This is a genomic window from Paenibacillus sp. AGC31, assembly GCF_057334655.1.
Genome location: NZ_JBHFJH010000024.1, coordinates 446,927 through 472,844 on the forward strand (window position 1 = coordinate 446,927; position 25,918 = coordinate 472,844).

At 46.2% G+C, this 25,918-nt stretch carries 22 protein-coding genes; 21 read left to right on the top strand and 1 reads right to left on the bottom strand.

Features of this window, described 5'->3' with window-relative positions; genetic code table 11:
* Positions 1–162 precede the first annotated feature (162 nt).
* The 19 genes from ACE04G_RS09760 to ACE04G_RS09850 all read left to right on the top strand — a co-directional run bounded on the left by ACE04G_RS09760 (position 163) and on the right by ACE04G_RS09850 (position 22,837).
* The gene (locus ACE04G_RS09760) at positions 163–2,148 is read left to right on the top strand and encodes a phage tail family protein (protein WP_449005324.1); all 1,986 of its coding nucleotides are present in this window, start codon (positions 163–165) and stop codon (positions 2,146–2,148) included.
* Positions 2,149–2,844: a LysM peptidoglycan-binding domain-containing protein gene (locus ACE04G_RS09765; protein ID WP_036668863.1), complete on the top strand. Its 696-nt coding sequence runs from the start codon at positions 2,149–2,151 to the stop codon at positions 2,842–2,844.
* Positions 2,845–2,857: 13 nt separating this feature from the next.
* Entirely contained in the window at positions 2,858–3,868 is a 1,011-nt protein-coding gene (locus ACE04G_RS09770) for an XkdQ/YqbQ family protein (RefSeq protein WP_449005325.1), read from the top strand.
* Positions 3,869–3,874: 6 nt separating this feature from the next.
* Positions 3,875–4,132, top strand: a complete 258-nt coding sequence (locus tag ACE04G_RS09775; RefSeq protein WP_449005326.1) for a DUF2577 family protein — start codon at positions 3,875–3,877, stop codon at positions 4,130–4,132.
* Positions 4,129–4,542, top strand: coding sequence for a DUF2634 domain-containing protein (locus tag ACE04G_RS09780; RefSeq protein ID WP_449005327.1), 414 nt, complete (start codon positions 4,129–4,131; stop codon positions 4,540–4,542). Before ACE04G_RS09775 ends, ACE04G_RS09780 begins: the two co-directional genes overlap by 4 nt.
* On the top strand, positions 4,535–5,593 hold the full coding sequence (locus ACE04G_RS09785) for a baseplate J/gp47 family protein (protein WP_449005328.1): 1,059 nt from the start codon (positions 4,535–4,537) through the stop codon (positions 5,591–5,593). The genes ACE04G_RS09780 and ACE04G_RS09785 overlap by 8 nt, the downstream gene beginning before the upstream one ends.
* Positions 5,590–6,135, top strand: a complete 546-nt coding sequence (locus ACE04G_RS09790; protein ID WP_449005329.1) for a putative phage tail protein — start codon at positions 5,590–5,592, stop codon at positions 6,133–6,135. Before ACE04G_RS09785 ends, ACE04G_RS09790 begins: the two co-directional genes overlap by 4 nt.
* Positions 6,136–7,173, top strand: a complete 1,038-nt coding sequence (locus tag ACE04G_RS09795; protein WP_221819100.1) for a phage tail protein — start codon at positions 6,136–6,138, stop codon at positions 7,171–7,173.
* Positions 7,174–7,441: 268 nt separating this feature from the next.
* Positions 7,442–7,939 (top strand): phage holin family protein, encoded by a 498-nt coding sequence (locus tag ACE04G_RS09800; RefSeq protein WP_221819101.1) that lies wholly within the window; start codon positions 7,442–7,444, stop codon positions 7,937–7,939.
* A gap of 251 nt (positions 7,940–8,190) precedes the next feature.
* A complete protein-coding gene (locus ACE04G_RS09805) occupies positions 8,191–9,138 on the top strand; it encodes a glycoside hydrolase family 25 protein (protein WP_449005330.1) in 948 nt (315 codons plus the stop codon).
* A gap of 925 nt (positions 9,139–10,063) precedes the next feature.
* Positions 10,064–11,710 carry an ABC transporter substrate-binding protein gene (locus ACE04G_RS09810; RefSeq protein WP_449005331.1) on the top strand — a complete coding sequence of 549 codons (1,647 nt, stop codon included), beginning with the start codon at positions 10,064–10,066 and terminating at the stop codon, positions 11,708–11,710.
* A gap of 207 nt (positions 11,711–11,917) precedes the next feature.
* Entirely contained in the window at positions 11,918–12,922 is a 1,005-nt protein-coding gene (locus ACE04G_RS09815; RefSeq protein WP_340909505.1) for an ABC transporter permease, read from the top strand.
* 41 nt (positions 12,923–12,963) lie between these two features.
* Positions 12,964–13,863, top strand: coding sequence for a nickel transporter permease (gene nikC / locus ACE04G_RS09820; RefSeq protein ID WP_076209596.1), 900 nt, complete (start codon positions 12,964–12,966; stop codon positions 13,861–13,863).
* A 326-nt stretch (positions 13,864–14,189) separates the two neighbouring features.
* Positions 14,190–14,396 (top strand): hypothetical protein, encoded by a 207-nt coding sequence (locus ACE04G_RS09825; protein WP_221819104.1) that lies wholly within the window; start codon positions 14,190–14,192, stop codon positions 14,394–14,396.
* A 189-nt stretch (positions 14,397–14,585) separates the two neighbouring features.
* Entirely contained in the window at positions 14,586–16,466 is a 1,881-nt protein-coding gene (htpG, locus tag ACE04G_RS09830) for a molecular chaperone HtpG (protein WP_449005332.1), read from the top strand.
* Between the two features lie 591 nt (positions 16,467–17,057).
* On the top strand, positions 17,058–18,473 hold the full coding sequence (locus ACE04G_RS09835; protein WP_076209597.1) for a deoxyguanosinetriphosphate triphosphohydrolase family protein: 1,416 nt from the start codon (positions 17,058–17,060) through the stop codon (positions 18,471–18,473).
* A gap of 21 nt (positions 18,474–18,494) precedes the next feature.
* Positions 18,495–19,520, top strand: a complete 1,026-nt coding sequence (locus tag ACE04G_RS09840) for an MsnO8 family LLM class oxidoreductase (protein WP_449005334.1) — start codon at positions 18,495–18,497, stop codon at positions 19,518–19,520.
* A 286-nt stretch (positions 19,521–19,806) separates the two neighbouring features.
* Positions 19,807–21,519, top strand: a complete 1,713-nt coding sequence (locus ACE04G_RS09845) for a methyl-accepting chemotaxis protein (protein WP_449005335.1) — start codon at positions 19,807–19,809, stop codon at positions 21,517–21,519.
* A 340-nt stretch (positions 21,520–21,859) separates the two neighbouring features.
* Complete coding sequence (locus tag ACE04G_RS09850; protein WP_449005336.1) at positions 21,860–22,837, top strand: TRM11 family SAM-dependent methyltransferase; 978 nt, start codon at positions 21,860–21,862, stop codon at positions 22,835–22,837.
* 178 nt (positions 22,838–23,015) lie between these two features.
* Here the strand turns inward: ACE04G_RS09850 and ACE04G_RS09855 are convergent, their stop codons facing one another.
* Positions 23,016–23,972, bottom strand: a complete 957-nt coding sequence (locus tag ACE04G_RS09855; RefSeq protein ID WP_449005337.1) for a D-2-hydroxyacid dehydrogenase — start codon at positions 23,970–23,972, stop codon at positions 23,016–23,018.
* Between the two features lie 207 nt (positions 23,973–24,179).
* Here ACE04G_RS09855 and thpR point away from each other — a divergent pair, with 207 nt between their 5' ends.
* Together thpR and ACE04G_RS09865 are read left to right on the top strand one after the other, a co-directional pair.
* Entirely contained in the window at positions 24,180–24,782 is a 603-nt protein-coding gene (thpR, locus tag ACE04G_RS09860; RefSeq protein WP_449005338.1) for an RNA 2',3'-cyclic phosphodiesterase, read from the top strand.
* Between the two features lie 130 nt (positions 24,783–24,912).
* Complete coding sequence (locus ACE04G_RS09865) at positions 24,913–25,770, top strand: cell wall hydrolase (protein WP_449005339.1); 858 nt, start codon at positions 24,913–24,915, stop codon at positions 25,768–25,770.
* Positions 25,771–25,918 lie beyond the last annotated feature (148 nt).

Sequence of the window (25,918 nt, forward strand, 5' to 3'; positions counted from 1 at the left end):
CTCTCCATGAATTGAACATTTTGCCGCATGAGCTTATGGCCTTCTCCATGCGAGAACGAGCGGCCATCTATGCGATGATCTCCATCCGGGTGGAGGAAGAGAAGAAAGAACGGTCCAAGAGTCGAGCCCGGAAGAAATAAAAAGGAAAGGAGGGAGAAATGAATGTATGCCATGTTTGCAAGACTGTATATCATGTCAAATAATATGGTTCAGCAATTTCAAAATCTGCCTACCGTAATCAATTCGGTATTCAACCCTGGAAATCTGAGCCGAATTCAGTTGGCAGGCAACTTACTCCAAGGTGTGTCAGAAGAACAGGCTAAGGTAAATGCTGCCTTTACAGAAGGTGCCCAGCGAGTGCGAGCCTGGATCAGCGTGATCAAGTCAGCAGGACAAGCTGTTCTCGTACCAGCTGCGCAGGAAGAGGATTTGAAGCAGCGATATATGGCTGCTACGGGTGATGATGCTCAGGGGGAGACGATCTTTAATCGCTACCGTGCGGAAGCTTTCAAGAGCGGACAGAATGTTACGGATGCTTTGAAAGGTACACTATCTCTCATTCCGTATGCACAGAATACGGATCAGGTTGACCAACTGAGAGATATGACTAAACGGTTGAGCATGCTTTCTCCAGATGGAAAAAGTATGTCAGATGCATCCAGTGCCTTGGTTGCTGCCATGAACGGAGACAATGGAGAACTTGCCAAGTCGTTTAACATTCCTGCTGAAGCTCTAAGCGGAGCAGGTCTGCAACAAACCATTGATTCATCCAATCTGGATGGATTTATTACAAAGCTTGATATTATTTTGCAAAAACAAGGCTATACCCAACAGGCTTTTGACACCATGCTGGATTCACCGTTGCAGAAGTGGAATGCATTGGTGAATCAGTTTAATGGGGTTCTCGGTCAGATTGGACAGGCAGCCCTCGTTGCCTTAACACCTTTACTGGATCGATTAAATGAAGCCTTTGCAAATGGGGAGTTCACGGTCATTATTGAGTGGATTAGCAATGCATTTACGGTTGCGGCAAACGCGTTGACGATGCTGGTAAACGGTATTTTATACATTGCAGCCGTGATTCAGCAGAACTGGGATATCATTCAGCCTATCCTGATGGCATTGGCAATTGTTGTTCTGGCATTGGTTATCGCACAAGTCTATAGTCTCGTTGCGGCCTGGTTATTGCTAAATTGGCCAATCCTGCTCGCCATTGCTGCAATCGCAGCAGTTATTGGAATTTTGAACATGATGGGAATGTCAGGTACAGAGATTTTGGGAGTCATCATAGGTTCATTTATGATGCTTGGAGAAATCGTAAGAGTAGTTGTGGCGACGGTATGGAATCTGTTTGCTTCGCTGGGGGAGGCGATTTTTAACTTTTTCAGAGATCCGGTATATGCCATACAGATTTTATTTAAAAACATGGGTATTTTCATACTTGATATCTTCTATAACGTGGTAACCATAATTGAAGATGCGATGGAACGAATTAATGGCGGACTTAACAGTCTGATCAAACTTGTTAACAAAACCTTTGGTTTCAATATTGGTTTGTTTCAAGATTCTGATATTAGTTTGGGTGGCAAGGAAATAAAGGAATGGAAGAAAGGTCTGGAATCCTGGGAGCCTACGAGTGACAAAGATGTGAAGTCATTTTTCAAAATGAACGGAGAGTACAATCCTAAAGCTTTTGAAGATGGTCAGAAGGTTGCGGAGGATTTACTTTCTGGTTTCTCTTCAACCTCGAATGCGGATTCCAAGGAAAAAGGTCTACCAGGTAATTTTGGCAAAGACTTCACACCCGAAATACCCAAAACCCCTTCAATGCCATCGATACCAACAGCACCTGCTCCCACCGTTGTTCCCAATAGCAACATGAGTAACATCAACAAAATCAACAATATCGGACAGGTGGACAAGATCGGTGACGTGGACGGTACAGTGGATGTGACCAGCGAGGACTTGAAACTGATGCGTGAGCTTGCAGAGATGCAGGCGATTCAGCGATTTGTCAGTCTGACGCCAACTGTTCAGGTCACTACAGGTGATATCAACAGCGGACATGATGTGGACAGCATCATCAGCAAAATCACCGATGGACTGAACAGTCAGATCGTCTCCAGTGCCCAGGGGGTGTATGGATAAGTGGAATATTATATTCAACTAAGCTTCAATAACCGCTCTGAATACATGTTTTTCCCGGTCACACCAGAGAGCATTGAGTTTTCGGATTCGGGAGATGGCAGTACGTTTAACGTTAGCGCTTTGGGTGAAATTAACGTGATCAAATCGCCGAAGCTGCGTGAAGTCAGTTTCAGCGGGATATTTCCGGCAGACTACAGCCCGTATCATTTGAATTACGATGCAAGACATCCGGCAATTCAGAAGCAGTTTTACCGTGATCCCTATGAATATGTGAAAAAGATCATCCGTTGGATGCAGACGGGCAGACCCGTAAGACTGTTCTTTTCCAGTGCAAGGTACACCATTAATATGGCTGTTTCCATTGAGAGCTTCGACTGGAAGGAGACTGCGGGTACGGTGGGGGATATCCAGTATGATATCAAGCTGAAGCAGTTCATTTTTTATGCCGCGAAAAAAGTAGTGCCACTCAAGGACAGCAAGGATACGGCTGCTTCGAAAACAAAAACCAAAGCCTCCCGGCCCAATGAAAAAATCCAGCCCAAGACCGTCACACTCAAAGCCGGAGACTCCTTGTGGTCTGTAGCTAAAGCCCATCTGGGAGATGGATCTCGCTGGAAAGAGTTGCAAAAGCTGAATAGCATCAAAGATGCACAACTGAAGAAGCTGCCGATTGGACTTGTGATCAAGCTTCCGTGAAAGGAGAGGGAATATGCAAGAGCAGATCAGGCTGGATGATAAGCTGGCAAACATGAAGGAACGGTTATTACTGGATGACAAGCAGGGCAACATCTGGGACATTAGCGAAATTGCCGGTGACATTACGTACAAAACCTCCCGCATCGGCAAACCTTCCTCTCTGGAATTCACGTTGATCAAGGGCAGTCTGTACCAGAATAAGAAATTCACATATGAGAATGGATATGTCGTGAAATATATCAGCAACGAGGTGGGCATATTTTACGGATATATCTTCTCGGTGGATAGCGGTAAGGACGAAAGTGTCAAAATCAAGGCCTACGACCAGACTCGTTATCTAACCGCGAATCAGACGTACAAGTTCGTTAATGCCACTGCTGCGGATGTAATTAAACGAATTTCAAAGGATTTCCTGTTGAAGACTGGTGATCTGATTCAGCCGAAATATGTTATTCCGCGTATGTTATTCGATAACAAAAAGCTGATTGACATGATCTGTGAGGCGTTGGACCGAACGCTGATCTATGGCGGTAAAAACTATATCTTCTACGATGATTTCGGCAAACTTGTGCTTCGGGATGTGGAAGAGATGCCTTACGGCTTTGTCATCGGGGATAACAGTCTGCTCACGGATTACAGTTATACGCGGTCGATTGACGACCAGACATATAACAAGATCAAGCTGTATCGGGATAACAAGGATACGGGAAAAAGAGAAACGTTTGTTCATCAGGATTCAGGCAGCATCCGTCAATGGGGGCTGCTTTTTTTGTACCAAAAAGCGGATGATGGCCTGAACGAAGGTCAGATTGATGAAATGCTCAAGACCCTGATGACCCTCCGTAACCGCGAGACGCAGACGTTGAAAGTGGATGCGCTTGGTGATTTCAAGGTGAGGGCAGGCAGTTTTGTCAACATCCAGATCAATGAACTGAAGATTAATCAATATTTTCTGGTAGACGAATGTACGCATAAGGTACAGGGGGGCGTGCATACGATGTCACTGGATTTGAAGGTGGTGTAACGATAAATGATGCTGGACGTGATTAAAAAGGCGGCGGTGGCCGCTGTAGATGCCAAGTCTCCCGTTCAGGTAATGTACGGAAGCGTGACAAACACACAGCCTCTGGAGATTACCGTTGAACAACGGCTGGCATTGGCTGAGCCTTTTCTGGTACTGCCGGAATCCGTAGTGAACAATACTTGGACCGTGGGTGACCATGTCTTGTTGTTACGTGTTCAAGGTGGAGACAGCTTTGTTGTGCTGGATCGGCTGGTGAATCCATGATTCCACAGGGTGCGCAGATTAGCGCAGAAGATCAGGAAGAAGCTGCTGTGCTTCCAAGTCTAACGTATGTATTTCAAGCTTCGGGACAACGAATTGGAAGATTGCAACTGGATGGAAAAGATGCGGTAAAACAGGCGGTGTATAAAGCGTTGTCCACACGCCGCTATGAGCATCTAATCTATTCTTCGGATTATGGCATGGAATGGTCCTGGGAAGGAATGGCAGGGAGATCCATGGTTGAATCGGAACTGGAACGCTGGATTCGCGAAGCGCTGCTTCCAGATGATCGCATTTCGGATGTAACCGAGTTCGATTTTGTCCACGGGGCTGACGGGGTACGGGTTTCTTTTACCGTGGAAACGGATTTTGGCAGCTTCAGGGAAGAGACGGAGGTGAACATGAATGTATGAAGAGCAGACGTTTGAAGTTATTTTAAACCGAATGCTGGATAGGGTACCAGATGGTGTGGATAAACGTGAAGGCAGCATTATCTATGATGCGCTTGCACCAGCGGCAGTGGAAATGGCTCAGATGTATATCGAGCTGGATGTGAACGCCAATCTGAAGTTTGCGGATACAGCTTCTGGAGAGTATCTGGATCGCGCGGTGGCTTGGTCTGGCATTAGTCGGAAAGCGGCCACGAAGGCACGTTGGGTTGGCAGTTTTCGGGATAACGAAGGGAAGCCTGTTGAAGTTCCTTTGGAGAGTCGTTTTTCCACGGGGGATCGGGTGTATGTTGTTGTGGAGCGCGTCGAGGTAGGGCGATATGTGTTGGAATGTGAAGTCGCGGGAGCGGAAGGTAATGAATATACGGGGGCACTGCTACCCATAGATTATATCGCCGGCCTGACGACAGCTGAATTGACACAGTTGCTTGTTCCTGGCGAAGACGAGGAAACGGATCAGGCCTTATATGATCGTTATCAGGACAAAGTTTCCCGTCCGGTCACGAGTGCGAACAAATATCAATATGAGCTATGGGCACGGGAAAACTCCGGTGTGGGCAAAGCGAAGGCTTTTCCACTGTGGGACGGCCCCGGTACAGTCAAAGTGGCGTTGTTGAATAATGAAATGCAAACACCCGCTGAGGCGGTTATTGAGGCGGTGCAGGAGTATATCGATCCAACCCAGGATGGAATGGGCGAAGGTGCTGCTCCAATCGGACCTGTGGTTACGGTGGTGGGAGCAGAAGAAGTACCTATTGATGTGGAGGTGCAGGTCACGCTTGCTTCCGGTTCAACGTACGACGGCGTGAAGACACTGATTGAAACGGGAGTTACGACGTATCTGAAAGAACTGGCTTTTGCCGATCCGTTGGTTCGTTGGACACGTATTGCCAATGTCATTCTGGATATCCCGCCCGTGATTGATTATAGTGATCTGCTGGTGAATGGTGGTATGTCCAATCTGGAGATCGCTCCCGGCGCAGTAGCTGTTCTTGGGACGGTGAAGGTGATATGAGTAAAGCAGAGGTATTAATGACTCTTTTGCCCCCATTGTATGAAAATGTGCTTGAGATGGAGCTTCTCACGGAGACCGAAGGTGTAGAGCTGGACAAGCTTACGGTGGGTTTGGAAAGTGTGCTGGATCAATTCTACCCGGAGTCTGCGACCTGGACATTGGAACGTTATGAGCGGGATTTGCAGATTCCGACGAATCAAGCCAAGCCAGACGACCAGCGGAGATCCGTAATCATTTCCAAAATGCGCGGAAGTGGTAAAGTTTCCGGTTCGATGCTGAAAAATGTGGCACAGGCGTATGAGAGTGGTGGGATCGAAGTTTCGGTTGATTCAGGCGAATATAGGATCATTATCCGTTTTACAGATACCTTGGGATTGCCACCCAATCTGGACGATCTGAAGGCAGCGATTGAGGATATCATACCGGCACATATGATCGTGGAGTACCGTCTGCGGTATTTGACGATTGCGGAAGTGGAAAGCATGACGCTGGCTGAGATCGAACAGACCCGTCAGGATGAATTTTTAGGAGGTGGAGCTTAAATGAATGGACCAAAAACACCGAATCTTGGGTTGAATAAAATTGACCGTTCCTCGCCATCGACGACCTATTTTGATCTGGATAAATATTTGGATCAGAACTGGGAGAAGGTTGATGAGGGTGTAGCGACTAAGCAAGATTTAGAGGAACTTCGTGAAGCGATAGAGGAGATAGATGTTCCTGATTCGTCTTTGACGCAGAAAGGGAAGGTTCAGTTGTCTAGTAAGACGGATGGCACGTCCGAGACGGTGGCGGCAACGGAGAAGGCGGTTAGGGATGCGAGGATTGCTACAAATTATGCAATTGATGTTCATGCCGACTCAATAGTTAATAGTTCGGAAACGCATGGCTTACGAATCAAAGCTGGAAAGATGGAATATTATAATGGAATCATATGGACTCCAGTGGCTGCAGGTCCAACGACATCTACTGAAAACTTGACATATTATGTTAATGCTAGTACAGGATATGATGGTAATACAGGCTTATCTCCTGCCCAGGCTTTCAAAACTATAGCTAAGGCTATTTCAATCCTACCTGAAGTTATAAACCACAGAGTTTATGTAAGAGTGAATAAAGGAAACTATCCGGAGCAGATTATAATATCTGGAAAGTCAGGTATAGGTAGAATTTATTTGAACGCTTCCAACGAAGTGACAATAGGCAGCTGCTATTTAAATAATTGCTCAGTCGAAGTCGAGATATACGGATTTGATGTAATCAACACTCGAGGCACTTCTTTTCAAATTGAACTATGTAAATATGTACGGTTGAGCAATTGTAAATTTGAACAGGCAACTAGTGATACTGGTATTGGTGTTTTCATACGCAGTGCTTCTAATGTAGCCCTTATTGAAAATAAAATTAGCAACAAATATTATGCGCTATATGTGGATTTAATTAGCCATGTGTATGCTGAGAAAAACACAGGTAGTAATAACTATCTAGCTTTGTATGTCGTTGGTGGATCCGTAGTATCAAAATCAGATTCACAGCTACAAGGTTCGGAACTTACTTTTGGTGGTGGGGTAATTCGATGAAGTTTTTAAGTAGTTCAATTTCAGTTTCAATATTGGTTTCGAATTGTGACAGAGAGGAAAAACATAATTATGTATTAGGAAGTAGAAACCTTTTTTAGGGATTATTTATAAGTTAATTTTTGTATTGTAAAGTTGATAGATTATATTATACTTAACTTTTATTTTGAACAGGGAAGTACTGTTTGGGTTGATTAATTGGAAACTTTGCTTGTTACGTTTGAGAGAAGAAGAATACTAAAGAAACTTAAAGATTAATTGAGGTGAAACCATGGAACGATGGGATACCCTATGGAAATGGGGAATTGCACTCATGAGCAGCTCGGTAACCTACTTCTTCGGAGGCTGGTCAGGCGTGCTCGGTGTATTACTCGTATTCGTCATCCTCGACTACCTAACTGGTATCGCGGCGGCGGGTATGAGTGGGAAATTAGAAAGTAACGTAGGCATGTTCGGCATCGCCCGAAAGGTATTTATATTTGCAATGGTATCGGTGGCTCATCTGGTGGACGGTGTTCTGGGAGACGGACATTTGTTCAGGGATGCGGTCGCCTTTTTTTATATCGCAAATGAGTTGTTGTCCATTATCGAAAACGGGGGCAAGTTGGGCGCACCTATTCCGCCGGTGATTCGGCAAGCCATTGAAGTGCTCAAGGGCAAAGGGGGAACCGGGGAACTCCCCGGTAACTTCTCCCCAAGTGCCAAAGATTCTTTTTCACAGGCTGATCCGGACGACATCGATTCACAGGCTGGAGATAGTAAGAAGTAATGCGACTATAGTAAGCCAGCACGTGAAACTACACATAACTCAACACATCAGGGACACGCACACAAGCAACCCCTGATCCAACCGCATTAACTATAGGAGCATTTTGCATCAATCCAGAGAGTGACATCCAATCAGCAATGTATAGATCAGAATGCTCTAATCTGTCTATACTTGTACCTGGGAACGCTTGAATCGAATGATGTAAAATGCTGATACAAACGGCAATTTGCCGCATAAAGGGTGTGAGAAACATGCAAACGAGAAGTTCGGGCAACACACAGGGCATTGATGTCTCCCGATACCAGGGCAATATTGACTGGGCGAAGGTGAAGGCAAGTGGCATGACATTTGTATTCATCAAGGCAACAGAGGGACAGACGTATACCGATCCTAATTATCAGAAAAATGTAACTGGCGCACTGGCGGCGGGCATGCTGGTCGGAACATATCACTTCTTCCGCGCGACATCTACCGATGGTGCCAAGGCCGAAGCGGCACATTATGCCAATACACTTAACAAAGTTGGAGGGGCCAAAGCTTTACAACTTCCACCCGTCATGGATTACGAGAACAACCCTGGCAACCTGAGCAAAACGCAGATGAATACCGTTGCCAAAGCTTTTTTAACCGAATTACAACGTCTGACAGGTGTAAAACCGATCATATACACGGGCAATTCATTTGCCGGGAATTTTGACATATCACTCAGCTCATACGATCTGTGGATCGCGCGTTACAGCAACACCCGTGTACCGGACGACCAGCCGGCATGGAAGCGTTGGACGTTCTGGCAGTATACGGATTCAGGCAAGGTGAATGGCATTAGTGGTAACGTGGATATGAATGAATTCGAGGGAACAGCGGCACAGCTCAGAGCAAGATACGCAGCAGCCACTCCGAAACCACCGGAGCCATCCAATCCGACGAATCCAAGTCATCCGAATCCACCAACCGAACCACCGAAAGGGGGCGAACCGATGACAGCCGAAGAGAAAGCAGCGTTTGATGCGCTCAAATCCCAGGTCGACAAACTGCAGGCGCGTCAGCAAATGGAAGTTCCAGTATGGGCGAAGGCAGCTGTGGATGCAGCACTGGCATATGACACCAAAAATCCATTGTTCAGCATCGATAATGGGGCGAGTTATGATTTTTACCGTTTTATTACCGTGATGCATCGCAGAGGTTTGTTTAAAAAGTGAGCTGATTCTTAGCAAATTAAAATGTTGATCTGATCTGAAAGTGGATTGAGTGGAGAAGGGACACGGGACGTTTCTTGTCGAACTGTGTTCCTTTTTTGTGTTTAGTGTAAGTGATATTAACACATATAATAAAGTTGAAGACTTATGTCTGTAAATCTCTTGTCTAATTGATTAATGTGATGTAAAGTAAGTTACACGAAATTGTTTTTCACCACAGTTTATTTACACAATCCTCCTCATCATGACAAAACCATAACATATGAAGTTATTGTAATGTCTCCCTGTTGTACAATCCAACATCTCAAGATGACTCGTTCATACGTTTTACACATCCAATCTGCAAGAGAAAACCACTCTAATAAACAACTTACACAGCTAACAACCTAGCCTTTGTTGAGTTTCTTTCATCCGTATTGCAAACGAACGCTACCTAATCCGGCTTCCACACTCCATGCTCAAGACGACACGCTCAAGGAACAGACTTTATTGCGTAGCCAGCAGCGTAGTATCCGTATGCCCATCTGTATTTTCGATCTACCAACTTAAACTTGCTCTTACCAGTCCATACCCACTCGCTGTTGCTTATTGACCTAAGTTCAAATAAAACGCATCAATTTCATTCATTTTCATAGATTCATCTCACAAGATACGTTGTCGAACCTTTTTCTTTTTTTTATAAAAGTAATCAACCGACGTCCTCAATCCATGTGCACGATCTGAAATTTACCTGTATTCCATACGTGTCCCATGCTGTTTTTACATTTCATATACATGCCGTACTTTCCCCAGAACTTTAATTCAGGTATCGCAGGCATCTAAAGCCTTTTATATGATACATAGCACCAAACCGATTGCCAACATTGGAGATCTTTCATGCCAGCATCACACACATTATGAGACAGGGAAGGGTGTTGTACGTATGCGAATGAGAAAAAAATGGATGTCCGGTGTTCTAACGATGGCTTTGAGTACCGTATTGGTGTTGTCTGGTTGCTCCAGTAATGAGAGTGGAGAGGCTACACCTGCTCCGGCGGAAGGAACCGACCCTCCAACCGAAACGGTAGCCCAGGATACGATGATTATGGGCCGTGGTGGGGATTCGGTAGCACTCGACCCGGCGATTGTAACCGATGGGGAGTCGCTGAAGATTGGGCATCAGGTGTTTGATTCGTTGCTGGACTACAAGGAAGGCGGAACAGAGGTCATTCCTGGACTAGCAGAGAGCTGGGAGATTTCGGCGGATGGGCTCAAGTATGTGTTTAAGCTGAAGTCCGGTGTGAAATTCCATGATGGAACTGACCTTAACGCGGAGGCTGTTGTGTTCAACTTTAACCGCTGGGGCGATCCGGCGAGTGAATATAAATTCGAAGGAGATTCCTTCGATTATTACGACTCCATGTTTGGTCCAGAGGACGGACGTGTGATCAAGGAAGTGACGGCGACGGACGAGACTACGGTGGAGTTCACATTAAACCAGCCACAAGCGCCTTTCCTGCAAAATATTGCGATGACGCCATTTGGCATTGCCAGCCCAACCGCGATTCAGGAGAAAAAAGAGAACTTTAAGAGCGAGCCTGTGGGCACCGGCCCATTTGTATTCAAAGAATGGAAGCGTAACGACTCCATCACCCTGGAGAAAAACGCGGATTACTGGAAAGAAGGACTACCGAAGCTGAACAAGGTGATCGTGCGTTCCATTCCGGATAACACCGCTCGCTTCAATGCCCTGCAAAACGGCGAGATTGATGTCATGGAAGACCTGAACCCGGACGATCTGTCCATCCTTGAAGGCAACAGCGAGTTACAGAAGATCGAGCGTCCACCGTTCAACGTGGCCTATATCGGCTTTAACTTTAAGAAGAAACCATTTGATAATGTCAAAGTCAGACAAGCTCTCAATCATGCGGTGAATAAGCAGGCCCTTATTGATGCATTTTTTGCTGGACAAGCTGAGCCTGCTGTCAACCCTATGCCGCCAACACTGTGGGGATACAACGATACCATTGAGGATTACCCATATGATCTGGAAAAAGCAAAAGCTCTTCTGGCCGAAGCTGGCTTCCCTGACGGATTGCCTGATCCGGTAACCTTCTATGCAATGCCAGTATCCCGCCCGTATATGCCTGATGGCAAGAAGGTAGCGGAAGCGATTCAAGCTGATTTTGAGAAAATTGGCGTGACCACGAACATCGAATCCCCAGAATGGGCGACGTATCTGGATGATGCCAAAGCCGGGGAGAAAGATGATATCTACATGCTCGGCTGGACAGGTGACAACGGGGATCCGGATAACTTCCTGTACACTTTGCTCGACAAAGACGCTATTCCGGGCAACAACCGCAGCTTCTATGTAAACGAAGAATTACACACATTGCTGACGGGTGCACAGACAGAAACCGATCAAGACAAACGTGCGGAACTTTACAAACAGGCACAGGTCATTATCAAGGAAGACGCACCATGGATTCCTCTGGTACACACGACGCCAATTCTGGCGGGTAAAGCCAATCTGAAAGGTTTCGTCCCTTCTCCACTGGGCACCGAATCCTATGCCGGTGCTTATTTCGAGTAAGCTGTAAGCTGAACTTATCCATTTCAGGATAACTGCGATCTGAAGATGGCACTACAGTTCGGAGTGATTACGTTTTAATTATTTCTCTCAAAGCGCTGGTGAGACGCAATGCTTGGCAGAACCCACATCCGGACGTAACTATCCAAAGCATGCGTTTCTGCCGGCGCTTTTTATTTTGCACGATATGTCGAAGGCAGGTGAACAGGATTGAACAGCTATATTGTCAAACGTGTGCTTGTGTTGCTGCCCGTACTGCTGGGCATGACCCTGATCGTCTTTTCCATCATCCACGCGATTCCGGGTGACCCGGCTGAGACCATACTTGGGCAAAAGGCAACCGAACAATCCAAGCAGGCCCTTCGTGACCAGCTCGGTCTGGATAAACCCTGGTTCCAGCAATATTTCGCCTACTTGGGCGACTTGCTCAAAGGCGACCTGGGAACATCCATCCGCACTAAGGTGCCTATTGCCCAGGAAATTGTGCCTTATCTGACAGCAACCCTCGAATTAACGATGGCTAGTATGTTGTTTGCTGTCATTATTGGGGTGAATGCCGGGATTGTCAGTGCATGGAAGCACAACTCCTGGTTTGATTATTGCTGTATGGTCATTGCTTTGGTGGGTGTATCGATGCCTATCTTCTGGTTAGGTCTGATGGAACAATGGCTGTTTGCGAACAAGTTGCAGTGGCTGCCTTCCATTGGGCGCATGAATGCACGTGATCCGGTCGAAGCCATTACGGGCTTGTATGTGCTGGATACGATGATTGCTGGACAATGGAATCAGTTGTGGACCGTAACGAAACATTTGATTCTCCCGAGTATTGCGCTTGGTACGATTCCGATGGCTGTCATTGCTCGGATGACGCGTTCCAGCATGCTGGAAGTGATGAGTTCGGATTACATTCGTACAGCAAAGGCGAAGGGACTGGGGCCGTTTTTTGTTGTATATGGACATGCACTCAAAAATGCTTTTATTCCCGTGCTCACGGTTATCGGCATCCAGACCGGATCGCTGCTTGGGGGTGCGGTGTTGACCGAAACGATCTTTGCTTGGCCGGGCGTGGGACGTTATATATATGAAGCGATTAGTTCGCGGGACTATCCGGTGATCCAGAGTGGCATTCTGATCGTGGCGTTCTTTTTCGTGGTGATTAACCTGATTGTGGACCTGCTCTACGCCGTGTTTGATCCGCGGATCAGTTATAAATAGGGGATTTATCATTCATTCATATCCAAGAAAGGAGACGCCGCATGGCCAAATTATCAACCAATACCGGACCATCCATAGACGCTGCGTCGGCGAGCACATCCGGTCCATGGCGGGAAGCGTGGAGAACGTTTCGGAAAAATCGGCTTGCCCTTGCAGGTCTAATTATTATCGTGTTTTTTATCCTGTTGGCCTTCCTCGCGCCATATATCGCTCCTTACGATTACAAGGAACAGGTGCTGGTGGATCGGCTTCAGGCCCCTTCGGCAGAGCATTGGTTTGGTACCGATGATCTGGGGCGTGACGTGTTTTCCAGAGTGATGCATGGGGCGCGTATTTCATTATGGGTAGGCTTCTTCTCCGTCATTGGTTCCATTATCGCGGGTACGTTGCTTGGTTTAATTGCCGGATTTTATGGAAAATGGGCGGACATGCTTATCTCGCGTTTATTTGATATCTTGCTCGCTTTTCCCGGGATTTTGCTGGCCATCGCCATTGTGGCGATATTGGGCCCGTCGTTGCAAAATGCACTGCTCGCCATCGCCATCGTGAATATCCCGACTTACGGAAGATTGGTGCGCTCACGGGTACTCAGCTTGAGACAGGAGGAATTCATTACGTCGGCGCGGACACTTGGAGCGGGTAATGGGCGAATCTTGTTTCGCCACATCTTGCCCAATAGTCTTACTCCGCTGATCGTGCAAGGTACACTTGGAATTGGGACGGCGATCATCGAAGCTGCTGCGCTCGGATTTCTAGGCATGGGCGCACAACCACCCGATCCCGAATGGGGTAAAATGCTGTCGGACTCCCGTCAGTTTATACAAAAAGCACCGTGGACACTGATCTTCCCCGGCGTTTCCATTATGTTAACCGTTCTCGGCTTCAACCTCATGGGCGACGGTCTGCGCGACACCCTTGATCCGAAAATGGTGAAAAAGTAAAATTTTCTAATCCTAACCGTAGTATCTTTCCCTATGCCGGTTCGAACTTTGGTTCGAGGCGGCTTTTGTTTTACCCGCGGGATTACGTTAAAATGATTGGTGATGTGCAAAAGTTGAAGGGTTATTCGATCTTTTTGTTAAAATAGCCGCCTGCGTATTGACACCCAATTTTCCCATATGTTATATAAAAGGAAGGGTTTAGCACTCCAATCATTAGAGTGCTAACAGATGATGTTTTTACTGTACGCCTACATATGGAATGATTCTGTTTTTGAAAATAGAGATTGAACCTGAGTAGGACATGCGAAGCCAAGGAAGCAACAGACTTGAAGGAGCATTCCGCGTTTAAGAGATATCACTTCATTGATGTTCTCTATCCTAAAAATCAGTCGCTGATCAGATGCAAAAGTAGTGCAGGGGACGAAATCGATTTGGAGGAAGCAGAGCGTTCGCCTTTATCACCGGATTTCTCCCTTTTAAAAAGGGAATCAAAGAAATACGGGGATAACAGCGATCCGAAAAACGATTCGTAACCGGAACGGCTACATTGCAGAACGTCGTGCACTTATTTTTACAATGAGCCAGTTAGAAGTGAATCACAATATCTGTGGACTAGAGCGATCAAAGGTTTTTGAGTCTACTAATGGCCGCAGGATTACTCAGTAACTTTCTATTTTCAATCAAATCATTCGATATCCAATTTGAAAGGAGTCCAACCACTCATGGCTAAAAAAGAATTCCAGGCAGAATCCAAACGTTTGCTGGATATGATGATCAACTCCATTTACACCCAAAGAGAAATCTTTTTGAGAGAATTGATCTCCAACTCCAGTGACGCCATTGATAAAATTTATTACAGAGCACTTACCGACGATTCACTTGTTTTCAACAAAGAGGACTACTTCATCAAGCTCACGATTGACAAAGAAAACCGCACGCTCACACTGACGGATACCGGAATCGGGATGACGCAGGAAGAGCTGGAGAACAACCTGGGGGTTATCGCGAAGAGTGGTTCCCTGGCGTTTAAGAAGGAAAATGAAGCAAAAGACGGCCACAACATCATTGGACAATTCGGGGTAGGTTTCTACTCGGCATTTATGGTGGCGGACAAGCTGACCGTAACGAGTAAAACGCTGGGCAGCGACGAAGCTTGGAAATGGGAGTCCGAAGGCGCGGATGGTTACACAATCACACCAGCTGAGAAAGATTCCGTAGGTACGGAAATCGTCCTGACGATCAAAGAAAATACCGAAGAAGATTCGTATGACGAATTTTTGGATGAGTACCGCCTGAGATCCATCATCAAGAAATACTCCGACTTCATTCGCTACCCGATCAAGATGGATGTAACGGGTCAACGTCCGAAAGAGGGCACGGAGAACGAGTTCGAGGAATATCAAGAAGAACAAACCGTGAACAGCATGGTGCCGATCTGGCGTAAAAATAAAAGCGAACTGACCGAAGAAGACTACACGAACTTCTATATGGAAAAACGCTACGGTTTTGACAAACCGCTCAAACACCTGCATATCAGCGCAGATGGCGCAGTGGTATACAATGCAATCCTGTTTATCCCGGAGAACACGCCGTTTGACTACTACACCAAAGAGTATGAAAAAGGCCTTGAACTCTACTCCAACGGTGTATTGATCATGGATAAATGTGGGGATCTGTTGCCAGATTACTTTGGATTTGTTAAAGGTATGGTGGATTCGGAAGACCTGTCCCTGAACATTTCCCGTGAGATGTTGCAACATGACCGTCAGCTTAGCCTGATCGCGAAAAACATCAAGAACAAAATCAAGAGTCAACTGCAAAGCCTGCTGAAGGACGAGCGCGAGAACTACGAGAAGTTCTACCAAGCGTTTGGCCGTCAGTTGAAATATGGCGTATATAGCGACTATGGTGTGAACAAGGATACATTGCAGGATCTGCTGTTGTTCACGTCTTCCAAAGAGAGCAAACTCGTGAGCCTGGACGAATACGTCTCCAGAATGCCGGAAGATCAGAAGTACATCTACTATGCATCCGGTGAGTCCATTAACCGTATTGAGAAGCTGCCACAGATCGAGGGTGTTCTTGAGAAAGGGTACGAAGTATTGTACTTTACCGATGACATCGACGAGTTTGCAATCAAGATGATCACGAACTACAAGGAGAAAGAATTCAAATCTATCTCCAGTGGTGACCTGGGTATCGAAGATAACGCGGACAAAGAAGAAACGGACGCTCAGGACAACGACAACAAAGAGTTGTTTGAAGCGATGCAAGCTCAATTGGCAGGTAAAGTCAAAGCCGTTAAAGCTTCCAAACGTCTCAGAAGCCACCCGGTATGTTTGTCCACTGAAGGTGAATTGACGATTGAAATGGAGAAAATCCTGAAAGCTATGCCAAACAGCGAAAATGTACAAGCCGACAAAGTGCTGGAAATCAACGTGAATCACGATGTCTTCAAATCGTTGAAAGACGCTTTCGCACAGGATCAGGAAAAGCTGAACCTCTATACCAGCCTGCTGTACCATCAGGCATTGTTAATCGAAGGATTGCCAATTCAAGATCCAGTAGAGTTCACCAACGATATCTGTAAGGTTATGGTGTAATACCGTTGCACCCACCATCTCCACCCCGACAGGGCGTTTCAGTCCTGTCGGTTTTTTTTGTTTTTACCAACAACGGGGAGGGCGCGGGGGAGGCAGACTATCATTGAAGCAAATGATGATATTTTCTAAATTGAACTTGATTTTCACTCGATTTTTTAGCGAGTTGAATGATGAATACCATTATGTATTATAAGGACAGCAAAAGTAGTGAAGGGGACGGAATCGATTCTGAAGAAGCGAAGCGTTCGCCTTTGTCTCCGGGTTTTTCCCTTTGTAAAGGGAATTCAGAAAACCTGGAGACAACAGCGATCAGAAGAACGATCCGTAACCGGAACGGCTACCTGGTGGCACAGTGAGTACTTATGGTTGTTCTGCTATGGGAGCGAGCATATGTGAATAATGAGTTCAATATGAATCATTGTCATTTAGATGCACGGATGATAGTCTGGCAGGGTATAATAAGAGAAGATGACTGTTCATTACAAGTTGATGTAAGAAGAGATGACAATCGCAGACAGGTTTTACTTTTCGAAACCACAGATGTTGTGTATAATCACTCAAAATAGAGACAGTCGGCTAGGAGTGATCCCCATGCAATGGAACGATCTGAGAGAACATAGACAATATCCTGAATTAACCAAATTGGATGGATCTCGTGCAGCGTATGAACGGGACTATTCGAGACTCATTCATTCACCGACCTTCCGTCGGTTACAGGGCAAATCGCAGGTGTTTGGCGCAGGAACGGGTGATTATTATCGTACTCGTTTGACCCATTCCCTGGAGGTGGCACAGATTGCCCGAGAGGCTGCCCGAAGCCTAATTCGCCGTTTTCCCGAGGTGGACTGGGACCGCGCGGATAACCCCGGCCTTATTATTGATTCAGAAGTGGTGGAGTGCGCTGCAATCGCACATGATTTTGGTCACCCGCCGTTTGGACATAAAGGTGAAGAAGTATTGGATGGCATTCTGGATGACCTCATCAACACCGAGGCTAAGAAAATCATGAAAAAAAGCCGCAGCGCCAAAGTTCCCAAGGTGGAGTCTGAAGTCCGTGCCGAGTTAAAACGGAAATACGAGCATTTTGAAGGCAATGCACACAATTTCCGTCTCATTATGCACTTGGAGAAGCGTGAAGATATCGACGGACTGAACCTGTCTGATGCGGTATTACTAGGAATCAACAAGTATCCGTACCCTGGGACAGAGAGCAAAAAAGGCATGTATCATCATGAGTGGCAATATATTCGGGAGATCCGTGATCGCTGGAACGTGCCGGCAGGCAAGAAGACGCTGGAAGCACAGTTGATGGACCTTTGCGACGATATTGCGTACTCCTCACATGACCTGGAGGATGGCATCAAAGCAGGCAAAATTGAAGTACATGAGCATTTCCTGCAAGATCCGCATGTGAATCGACTGATTGTGGATAAAATTACAACGCTGGAGGATCTGTTCTGGAACGGATGGACCCGAGAAGCGATTGGGCAAAAGGTAGAAGAGGTCCTCGCTTCGTTCCTGCGCATCTGGAATGAAAAGATGCCGTTCTGCGAGCATGATTACTCGCGTACCCGTCGTGAGGTGAAAGCCTACTGGGTGAGCTTTTTTGTAGGCAGCCTTGGCGTTATTGACGACGGCGACTGGAAGAAGGTAACTTTTGTCCGTGAAGGGGCAGAAGACCTTGATATGCTTCGTACGGTGAGTGTGCTCAAGAGTTTTGCCTGGGTGACCATGATTCGTGATCTACGTGTGCAGCGGCTACAGAAGCGCAGTGAGTGGATGATTAAGCGATTATGGGATGCATTCCTCGATCCGGAAACGTCCAAATCCATTATTCCATCCGACTGGCTGCAGCGGTATGAGAAGGATCAAGCCAAAGCCCAGCCAATCTGGACTTGGGAACACATGGTGATCGATTATATCGCAGGAATGACAGATGCATTTGCCGAGAAAATATATAATGAACTCTACGGTCTGAAGGTGGGTTCGATCTACGATCTGGATTAAAATTAACCGATATAAAGGGAGATGAGACGCGTGGCTAAGCGTATGAGTGAGACGTTCAGTCTGGGCGTACTTGACCTTGTTCCAAGGTTAAACGATGCCACAGCGGAACAAGCGCTTCAACAATCGGTGACACTTGCGCAACATGCCGAGGCTTGGGGATACGCCCGATACTGGACGTCAGAGCATCATGATATGGCTGAACTGGCATCGGCCTCTCCCGAAGTACTGTTATCGCACATCGGAGCAAGGACAACAACGATCCAACTTGGCTCTGGTGCGGTCTTGTTGCCACACTACAGCCCACTCAAGGTTGCGGAGTCGTTCCGCCTGCTGGCTGCGCTCTATCCGGGACGCATTGAGCTTGGGCTCGGACGTGCTCCGGGCGGTGGACCTCATGCCACGATGGCACTCAGTGGCAATTACTTGCAGCATGTGTCCAAGCTGCCTGAATCGCTCGCAGCACTCACAGAACTGCTCGAAGACCGCTACATGTACGAGGATCATCCCGTGACAGCTCGTCCCATTCCCAAGCTTCCTTTATCACTCTGGATGTTGGGGACTAACGTGAAGAGTGCAGAATTTGCGGCACGGTTTGGCATGGGATATGTATTTGGTCAATTCATGAGTGATGCCGATGGTACAGAGGCTGTAAGGCGATACCGAGAAGGATTTATTCCTAGTGCAACGATGAAGGAGCCTGAAGTTATGGTGGCAGTTAGCGTATTGTGTGCCGAGTCGGATACGGATGCTTTGGCTTGGAGTCGTGAAATGGCGGAGAGGCGCAAGCTGGATGGGAAAGGACGTTCAACCGAGCCGAATTCAAGTGGTATCGCGGGCTCTGACACGAATGATGAAGCCGTTAGTGATCAAAATGAATCGGTGCGGCACTATGCAGGTACACCTGAGCAGGTATGGGCTCGATTGCAGCAGGTGAGTCGCAGGCTGGATACGGAGAGGTTGCTTCTGGTTACGGCAGGACCAGATTATGAACGCAGATTGGATTCATATCGATTGCTGGCTGAGCATGTGACAGCAATACTGAACTAGGCTGATTGCTTTATGAAGGTAGCTGTTGAAATCCGAACAAACCGAAGAGCTGCAGATCGGGACATTACCGTATGCTGCAGCTCTTCGGTTTGGACTTTGTCAAGATTCAACAATCTTTTACAAAATCAAGCATCTTAATGACAAAATAATGTTATAATACTTTACGTCTATTTTCCTACCGATATAATATAGTTAAGTTCTTTTGACAAGAAGTCAAATAGAAGGGGAAAACAATGACAAACGCACCTGTATTCGGGATGACCGAAGAGGTCAAGGGGGAAATCATATGTTCAGCAGATTCAAGATCAAGAGTATCGGTCTGCGTATCAGCATCGCGTTCTACTTGTTAATCCTCTGTTTAATTGTTTTGAGTGTCACGATTGTCACCCGGATGAATTCAATTGAAACCAATTCCAATGAAATTACGAACAATTGGATGCCATCAATCCAGCAAATTAACCGGTTAAATTATACCACAGAGCATGTCCTGTCACTAAGTTATCGCCACTTTGACGCGGAAGAGACAGACAAGGCATTTTTGTCAGAAGAGCGTACCAAGTATATTCGTGAAACGACGCAGGCGATTAAAATCTATGATCAGCAGGAGAAGTCTGCGGATGAGCTCGAACACTGGACAGCGTTCAAGAACAAATGGGAAGCGTATCTCAAGATTAATACACAAGCGATCAAGTTGAGTGATGAGGGGCAGACACAGCTGGCGAAGGAAGTAGCTGATAAAGGTGCCGATTCCTTTGACACCATGCAAGTCGATCTTGATTATCTCGTGGAATACAATCAGGAACAGTCCAATCTTGCGGCGGCCCAGACGATCAGATCGGTACAGGATGGTAGATTAATCATCATTATCGGTGTTCTTGTCATGATTGCCATTACAGCGATCAGCATTCCGATTATTCGTTCACAGGTCGTGAAACCACTGCTACGTGTCATTAGTGCGGTGAAACTGATTGCAGAAGGACAATTGAATGTTCAGGACATACATACCAAACATGAGGATGAAGTTGGTGTTCTGGCCAAAGCGGTGAATGACATGAAAGGTAACCTGACTTCCATGGTTCTGAGCGTCAGACGAATTGCGGAAGCTGTTAATCTACAAAGTGGGGAACTGGCAATATCCTCAGAAGAGGTTAAGATTGGTAGTCGCCAGATTGCTGTGACCATGGAAGAGTCAGCCAAGGCCGCAGAGAGCCAGGCAGAGACAGCCGTGGAATCAGCCCGTACGGTTGAAGTGTTGAATGATCACATTCAGAATCATACGGAACAAGGCAGCCAGCTGCGCGTCATGTCGGATCTTGTACTGGAGCAAGGGTTGAATGGTCGCAAGGTGATGGAACAATCAGTGCAGCAGATGCAACAGATTTCCGGTTCGGTCTCGGCTTCCATGAACAAGATGGAACGATTGAATCGTAAAAATGAAGATATTTCCAAGCTGGTTCAAGTCATTCATGACATTGCACGCCAAACCAATCTGCTGGCATTAAATGCCTCCATTGAGGCAGCGCGTGCGGGAGAGAGTGGACGCGGATTCGCCGTAGTGGCATCAGAAGTGAGGAAGTTATCTGAGGCTGTGCAGACTTCGGTTGAAGAGATCACGGCGATTACCGAGGATATTCAGCAGGAGTCACAAGGGGTGGTTGCGGAATTACGTACGAACGTTCAGGAGACCGAACTGGGTCAGGAACATGTGCTTACTTCAGGTCAACTCTTCCGTACAATTAATGAATCGGTGGAAGGCATGGTTGGTGTCATCGGCACGATGACAGATGGTCTCGTAGGCATGCAGGAAGCAAGCGGAAGAATGAATGATTTCAGTCAGCAGATTTCCGCTGTTTCGGAACAATCGGCAGCGAGTGTGGAAGAAGTTTCTGCATCGGCGGAAGAGCAGGTAAGTTCCATGGAAACGATTAGCGGCAACATTCAAAGTCTGAAAGAATTATCGGAAGATTTGCTTACATCCATTGAAAAATTAAAAATATAACCTTCTCCTTATAATAGAAGAAGCTGGAATCACGCAGGCGGCTAATGGTGAGAAATCAGTATGATATATGAGCTGTTGGCCTATAACGTTTACTGGCAAGAACGATTAGATTTCCAATGTTATAATCTCAAAATAAAGTAAGGCGTTCCTCAACAATGGGAACACCTTATTTTTTTTCTTTCCAAATAAAATGTGCAAGGAAATAGAGAGTTGTCTAGGAGCCTAACATTGTATACAATGGCTACCTGAAGCAAACGTTTGAGTCGTATTTGATATGTCTTCAATGAGCTTACTATTTATATAGAAGAAACATGATTAATGAAGGAAGGAGAGGGGAATTTTGCCTGATGAAACACTTGGTATGTACGCCACTTCTGGGAAACACCTCTATACCTTTGCTTGCCACGAGAACGAGCAAGAATTATGCATGCTGGAGCTGAATACGCTGCTTGAACCGAGTTCGGAGATCCCTATGGATATGGGGTCGTATGTGTGGTCTGAACGATGTATTCTACCTGGACGCAGTCCTTTTATCCATGGCAGACTGGACGTGATTGGCGAAGGGGGCAGCGTGACTGATCTGCTTCCTTTTGCCAGAGATATTCATCTGTTGCCAGAAGAGACATTTAAGGTGATTTGTTTGAAAGAAGGGGATCAAGCCCCTGATTATGCACAGTCTCGTCAACTGGAAAAAGAAGTTGGCATGTGCATTAAAGGCAAGGCACAGATGAAACAATCTAAGGTGACTTTCGGCCTAATCCGAACAGGAGAAAAATGGATCTTGGGCCAGTGGACAGAAGCGGATCGATCATGGCAGATTCATCGGCAGAAGCCGCAAAATTACTCAACTGGATTTGGCATCACGCTTGCGAGAGCGCTGGTTAATATTGCTGTTCCGAGAGTAGAAAATCATCGATTGCTTGATCCATGCTGTGGTATGGGAACGGTTGTGATTGAAGCTTTATCCATGGGAATTGACGCAAAAGGTAACGATCTCAATCCTCTGGCTGTCCGAGGTGCACGTATCAATCTGCCGCATTATGGATATGATTCGGATCGAATCACACTCGGGGATATGAATGAACTGCAAGATTTGTATGATGCAGCAATTCTGGACATGCCCTATAATCTCTGCTCTGTACTTCCGGATGCTGAGCAACGAGCCATGCTGGAGAGTTTGCGCAGATTGGCAAAACGGGCAGTGATAGTTTCCACAGAGTGGGTAGAAGAGCACTTGTTGGAAGTAGGATGGACTGTAAAAGAGTACCGAACAGTACATAAAGGCACGTTTATACGTCATATTTGGCTGTGCATGTAAGCGTAAAAAACAAAAAAATCTACCTCTAGGGAAATTTCCAGAGGTAGATTTTTTTATTGCTTACATATCCATTGAACTAACCGTTTACACTAGAACGTAGAGGACAGAAATATTTCTTTAGTTCCATTGATATCGTTGATCTGATTTGCACAATATTGCATGGGAACGGGTGTTTGTGTTAATATTTATGACTATAATCCACAAGGTTCATCGGCAGGGTATCGCCAGCGACGTAAGCTTCCAGATTTTTGACGAAAATATCGACTGCTCGATTCGTGTATTGCTCTGTACTTCCTGCGATATGAGGCGTAATTAACACATTATCCATGCCCCATAGCGGGTGGTCTGCAGGAAGTGGTTCTTCTTCGAACACGTCCAGTGCGGCGAAGGCAACTTGGCCGTTTTGGAGCGCATTCAGCAAGGCTTCCGTTTTCACACTGGGGCCGCGGCCCACATTGACAAAGCAGGCACCAGATCGGAACTGCTCAAATGCAGTTTGATCATATATATGTTTGGTTTCATCAGTTAGCGGTAAAATGTTAATTACATAATCGCCCTGGTTCAAGGCTTCATGTAAACCGGTCATGTCGTACATTTGGTCCACATTGGGGACATCCTTACCTGAGCGGCGAACTCCGATTGTGTGCATGCCGAGTGCTTTGAGAATACGGGCTGTTTCCGTACCGATCTCACCTACACCAACGATGACCGCTGTTTTACCATGCAGTTCCGGCAGTGGTTTGGCAGGAGCTTTCCATTCGGCCTGCTGTTGATGCAGCATAGCTTGTCTCAGCCAGCGACTGTGGGACAACATCATGCCCAGAATAATTTCGGTGATTGGAATCGCGTGAACTCCATTTGCACTGGTGACCTGAACGTTCTTCTGTTGCAGATCTGCGAAGGGGAGATTGTCCACACCAGCAGACCATACCTGAACCCACTTCAACAGGCTGTCCTGTTTCAATGCATGTTCTGTGACGAGTGGGGACCAGCCGAGAATAATCTCAGCTTCTTTCAACTCAGCGGGGTCCAATTCCTTGGCTTTTCCGAATTTCAGGGTGTATCCCGGTGCAGCATTCTGAATGCGTTGTCGCTGTTCTTCGGATAGAGATGGAAAACATACAATTTTACCCATAATGTGTGGTCCTCCTGAGATAAATAGTTTGATGAGTTTGATAATTAAAGTGTATCAGATTTGATGTTGGATGTGCATTAAGGTGGGAAATGCAGGAATCTAGCCTTATTTGCAAATGGTTATATTTGTGTCAATCTATACTTACCCAACTTGAAACGATATGTATAGTTATGAAATAATAGAGCGAACTTTAGAGAGGTGTATGCAATGAATAACCAATCACATCAGGATCATTCATCCCGACGGGAAAGATTGTTTGTAGCAATTCGTCTTCCTGTTGCTGTTCAGCAGTCTCTTCAGATGGATGCGAGGCTTGTACAGAACAAGCTGGATTTTCGTAAATGGACAGATCATAGAGATTATCATATAACCTTGCAATTTCTGGGGGATACGTTAGTTAGTGACATCGGGCACCTGCGAAAAGCATTGCGCTCAGCAGCAAGCGGATTTGAGCCGTTTGAACTTCAGCTTTCAGACTGGGGCACATTTGGACTTGAAGAAGCACCTAAGGTGCTTTGGAAAGGTGTTAGCGGAGAGATAGAGCACTTGTTTTCATTGCAAAAACAAATCGTGCAGGCGACTTCGCCCCTTGGGTATGAAGCTGAATTAAGACCGTATGCTCCCCATATTACCGTTGCCAGAAAATATCTGGGACAAGTTCCAGGTAATGAGAATAAAGGGGTATCTGGCGTGCTTCCGGAACATTCCACAGGTACTAATTCATGGATGGTGGAGGACATTGTACTTTATGTGACAAGGCTGGGGCAATCGCCAATGTATGAGGTCGTGGATACGTTCACTTTTTCCTGATAATCATTTTTATGCCATAAAATCACATTGACATAACGTTTATCCCTATGTAATATTAGCCAACGTTATTCAAATTCTTTTTTTTGGGTTACTTAGTTAAGGGAATTGTTTCGACAGGAGGAATCTTCGAATGAACATTATAAGCAAAAATCGTTGGGTAGCACCGATGTTATCAGTGCTGCTTGTATGTATAGTGGGGGTAAATGTCGTTCAGGCGACGGGGAAGTGGAATGAAGCTAGTGATAGTAAACAGATGACCGAACTTGCGGCTTCTGGGCAAAATAACCAAACATCTACGCAAGAAGAGAGGCGCATGATGGAAGATGGGACAAGTCTGTCCTCTAATCTGTCTGCCCAAACCGTAGCGTGGACTGAATCTCTGCCAGCGAAGAACTGGCTTACGACTGCTCAGGAAGAGCAGGAACTGCAAGAAGCCAAGGCCAAGAACAAAGCTAGAGCGCTAGCTGCGGCCAAAGCCAAAAAAGAAGCTGCACTGAAATTGGCCAAAGTGAAACGTGCCAAAGAAGTCGCTGCTGTAACAACTCCCCCCCAAAAACTATACTTTACACGGACCAAACTTCTGAACCAGGAAGACTCGAAACTCGCAACCTGGTCATACAGTGTGTCCGATAAAGAACTGCATCTGCTGCAAAAAATCGTCATGGCAGAAGCGGAAGGTGAACCGTACGAAGGCAAAGTGGCAGTTGCCAATGTTGTCTTAAACCGGCTGCGGTCAGCCAATTTTCCCGATACCATTTACAAGGTCATCTATCAGAAATCCCAGTTTAGTCCTGTAGCGAACGGACGTATGAAACGTGTGGTTCCCAACGAGGACAGCATCAAAGCAGTGAATGCTGCGTTGAACGGGAAGAAGGAAGTTGCCGATGATACCTATTATTTCTTATCATTGACGCTTGCCGACGATCTGACAGTTGCTCGCTCGCAGAAAAAAGTAAAAACGATCGGTCATCATACTTTTTACAAGTAATCGACCCGTAAATTCTGCAAACAGGCAGGATAGTTAACTGTGTGGGCATCACACGGCCCTTGAAAAAGCCTGAATCGTAGTTTTATTTCGTTATTTTAAAATATTGTTATACTCTAAATTACCCTTTTTTCTATCAAATCATACGGTG

Bases quoted from the DNA above. Each gene is read 5' to 3' on its own strand.
- ACE04G_RS09760 (WP_449005324.1), top strand. From the start codon at position 163: ATGTATGCCATGTTTGCAAGACTGTATATCATGTCAAATAATATGGTT.
- ACE04G_RS09770 (WP_449005325.1), top strand. From the start codon at position 2,858: ATGCAAGAGCAGATCAGGCTGGATGATAAGCTGGCAAACATGAAGGAA.
- ACE04G_RS09775 (WP_449005326.1), top strand. From the start codon at position 3,875: ATGATGCTGGACGTGATTAAAAAGGCGGCGGTGGCCGCTGTAGATGCC.
- ACE04G_RS09780 (WP_449005327.1), top strand. From the start codon at position 4,129: ATGATTCCACAGGGTGCGCAGATTAGCGCAGAAGATCAGGAAGAAGCT.
- ACE04G_RS09785 (WP_449005328.1), top strand. From the start codon at position 4,535: ATGTATGAAGAGCAGACGTTTGAAGTTATTTTAAACCGAATGCTGGAT.
- ACE04G_RS09790 (WP_449005329.1), top strand. From the start codon at position 5,590: ATGAGTAAAGCAGAGGTATTAATGACTCTTTTGCCCCCATTGTATGAA.
- ACE04G_RS09795 (WP_221819100.1), top strand. From the start codon at position 6,136: ATGAATGGACCAAAAACACCGAATCTTGGGTTGAATAAAATTGACCGT.
- ACE04G_RS09800 (WP_221819101.1), top strand. From the start codon at position 7,442: ATGGAACGATGGGATACCCTATGGAAATGGGGAATTGCACTCATGAGC.
- ACE04G_RS09805 (WP_449005330.1), top strand. From the start codon at position 8,191: ATGCAAACGAGAAGTTCGGGCAACACACAGGGCATTGATGTCTCCCGA.
- ACE04G_RS09810 (WP_449005331.1), top strand. From the start codon at position 10,064: ATGAGAAAAAAATGGATGTCCGGTGTTCTAACGATGGCTTTGAGTACC.
- nikC (WP_076209596.1), top strand. From the start codon at position 12,964: ATGGCCAAATTATCAACCAATACCGGACCATCCATAGACGCTGCGTCG.
- htpG (WP_449005332.1), top strand. From the start codon at position 14,586: ATGGCTAAAAAAGAATTCCAGGCAGAATCCAAACGTTTGCTGGATATG.
- ACE04G_RS09835 (WP_076209597.1), top strand. From the start codon at position 17,058: ATGCAATGGAACGATCTGAGAGAACATAGACAATATCCTGAATTAACC.
- ACE04G_RS09840 (WP_449005334.1), top strand. From the start codon at position 18,495: ATGAGACGCGTGGCTAAGCGTATGAGTGAGACGTTCAGTCTGGGCGTA.
- ACE04G_RS09845 (WP_449005335.1), top strand. From the start codon at position 19,807: ATGTTCAGCAGATTCAAGATCAAGAGTATCGGTCTGCGTATCAGCATC.
- ACE04G_RS09855 (WP_449005337.1), bottom strand. From the start codon at position 23,972: ATGGGTAAAATTGTATGTTTTCCATCTCTATCCGAAGAACAGCGACAA.
- thpR (WP_449005338.1), top strand. From the start codon at position 24,180: ATGAATAACCAATCACATCAGGATCATTCATCCCGACGGGAAAGATTG.
- ACE04G_RS09865 (WP_449005339.1), top strand. From the start codon at position 24,913: ATGAACATTATAAGCAAAAATCGTTGGGTAGCACCGATGTTATCAGTG.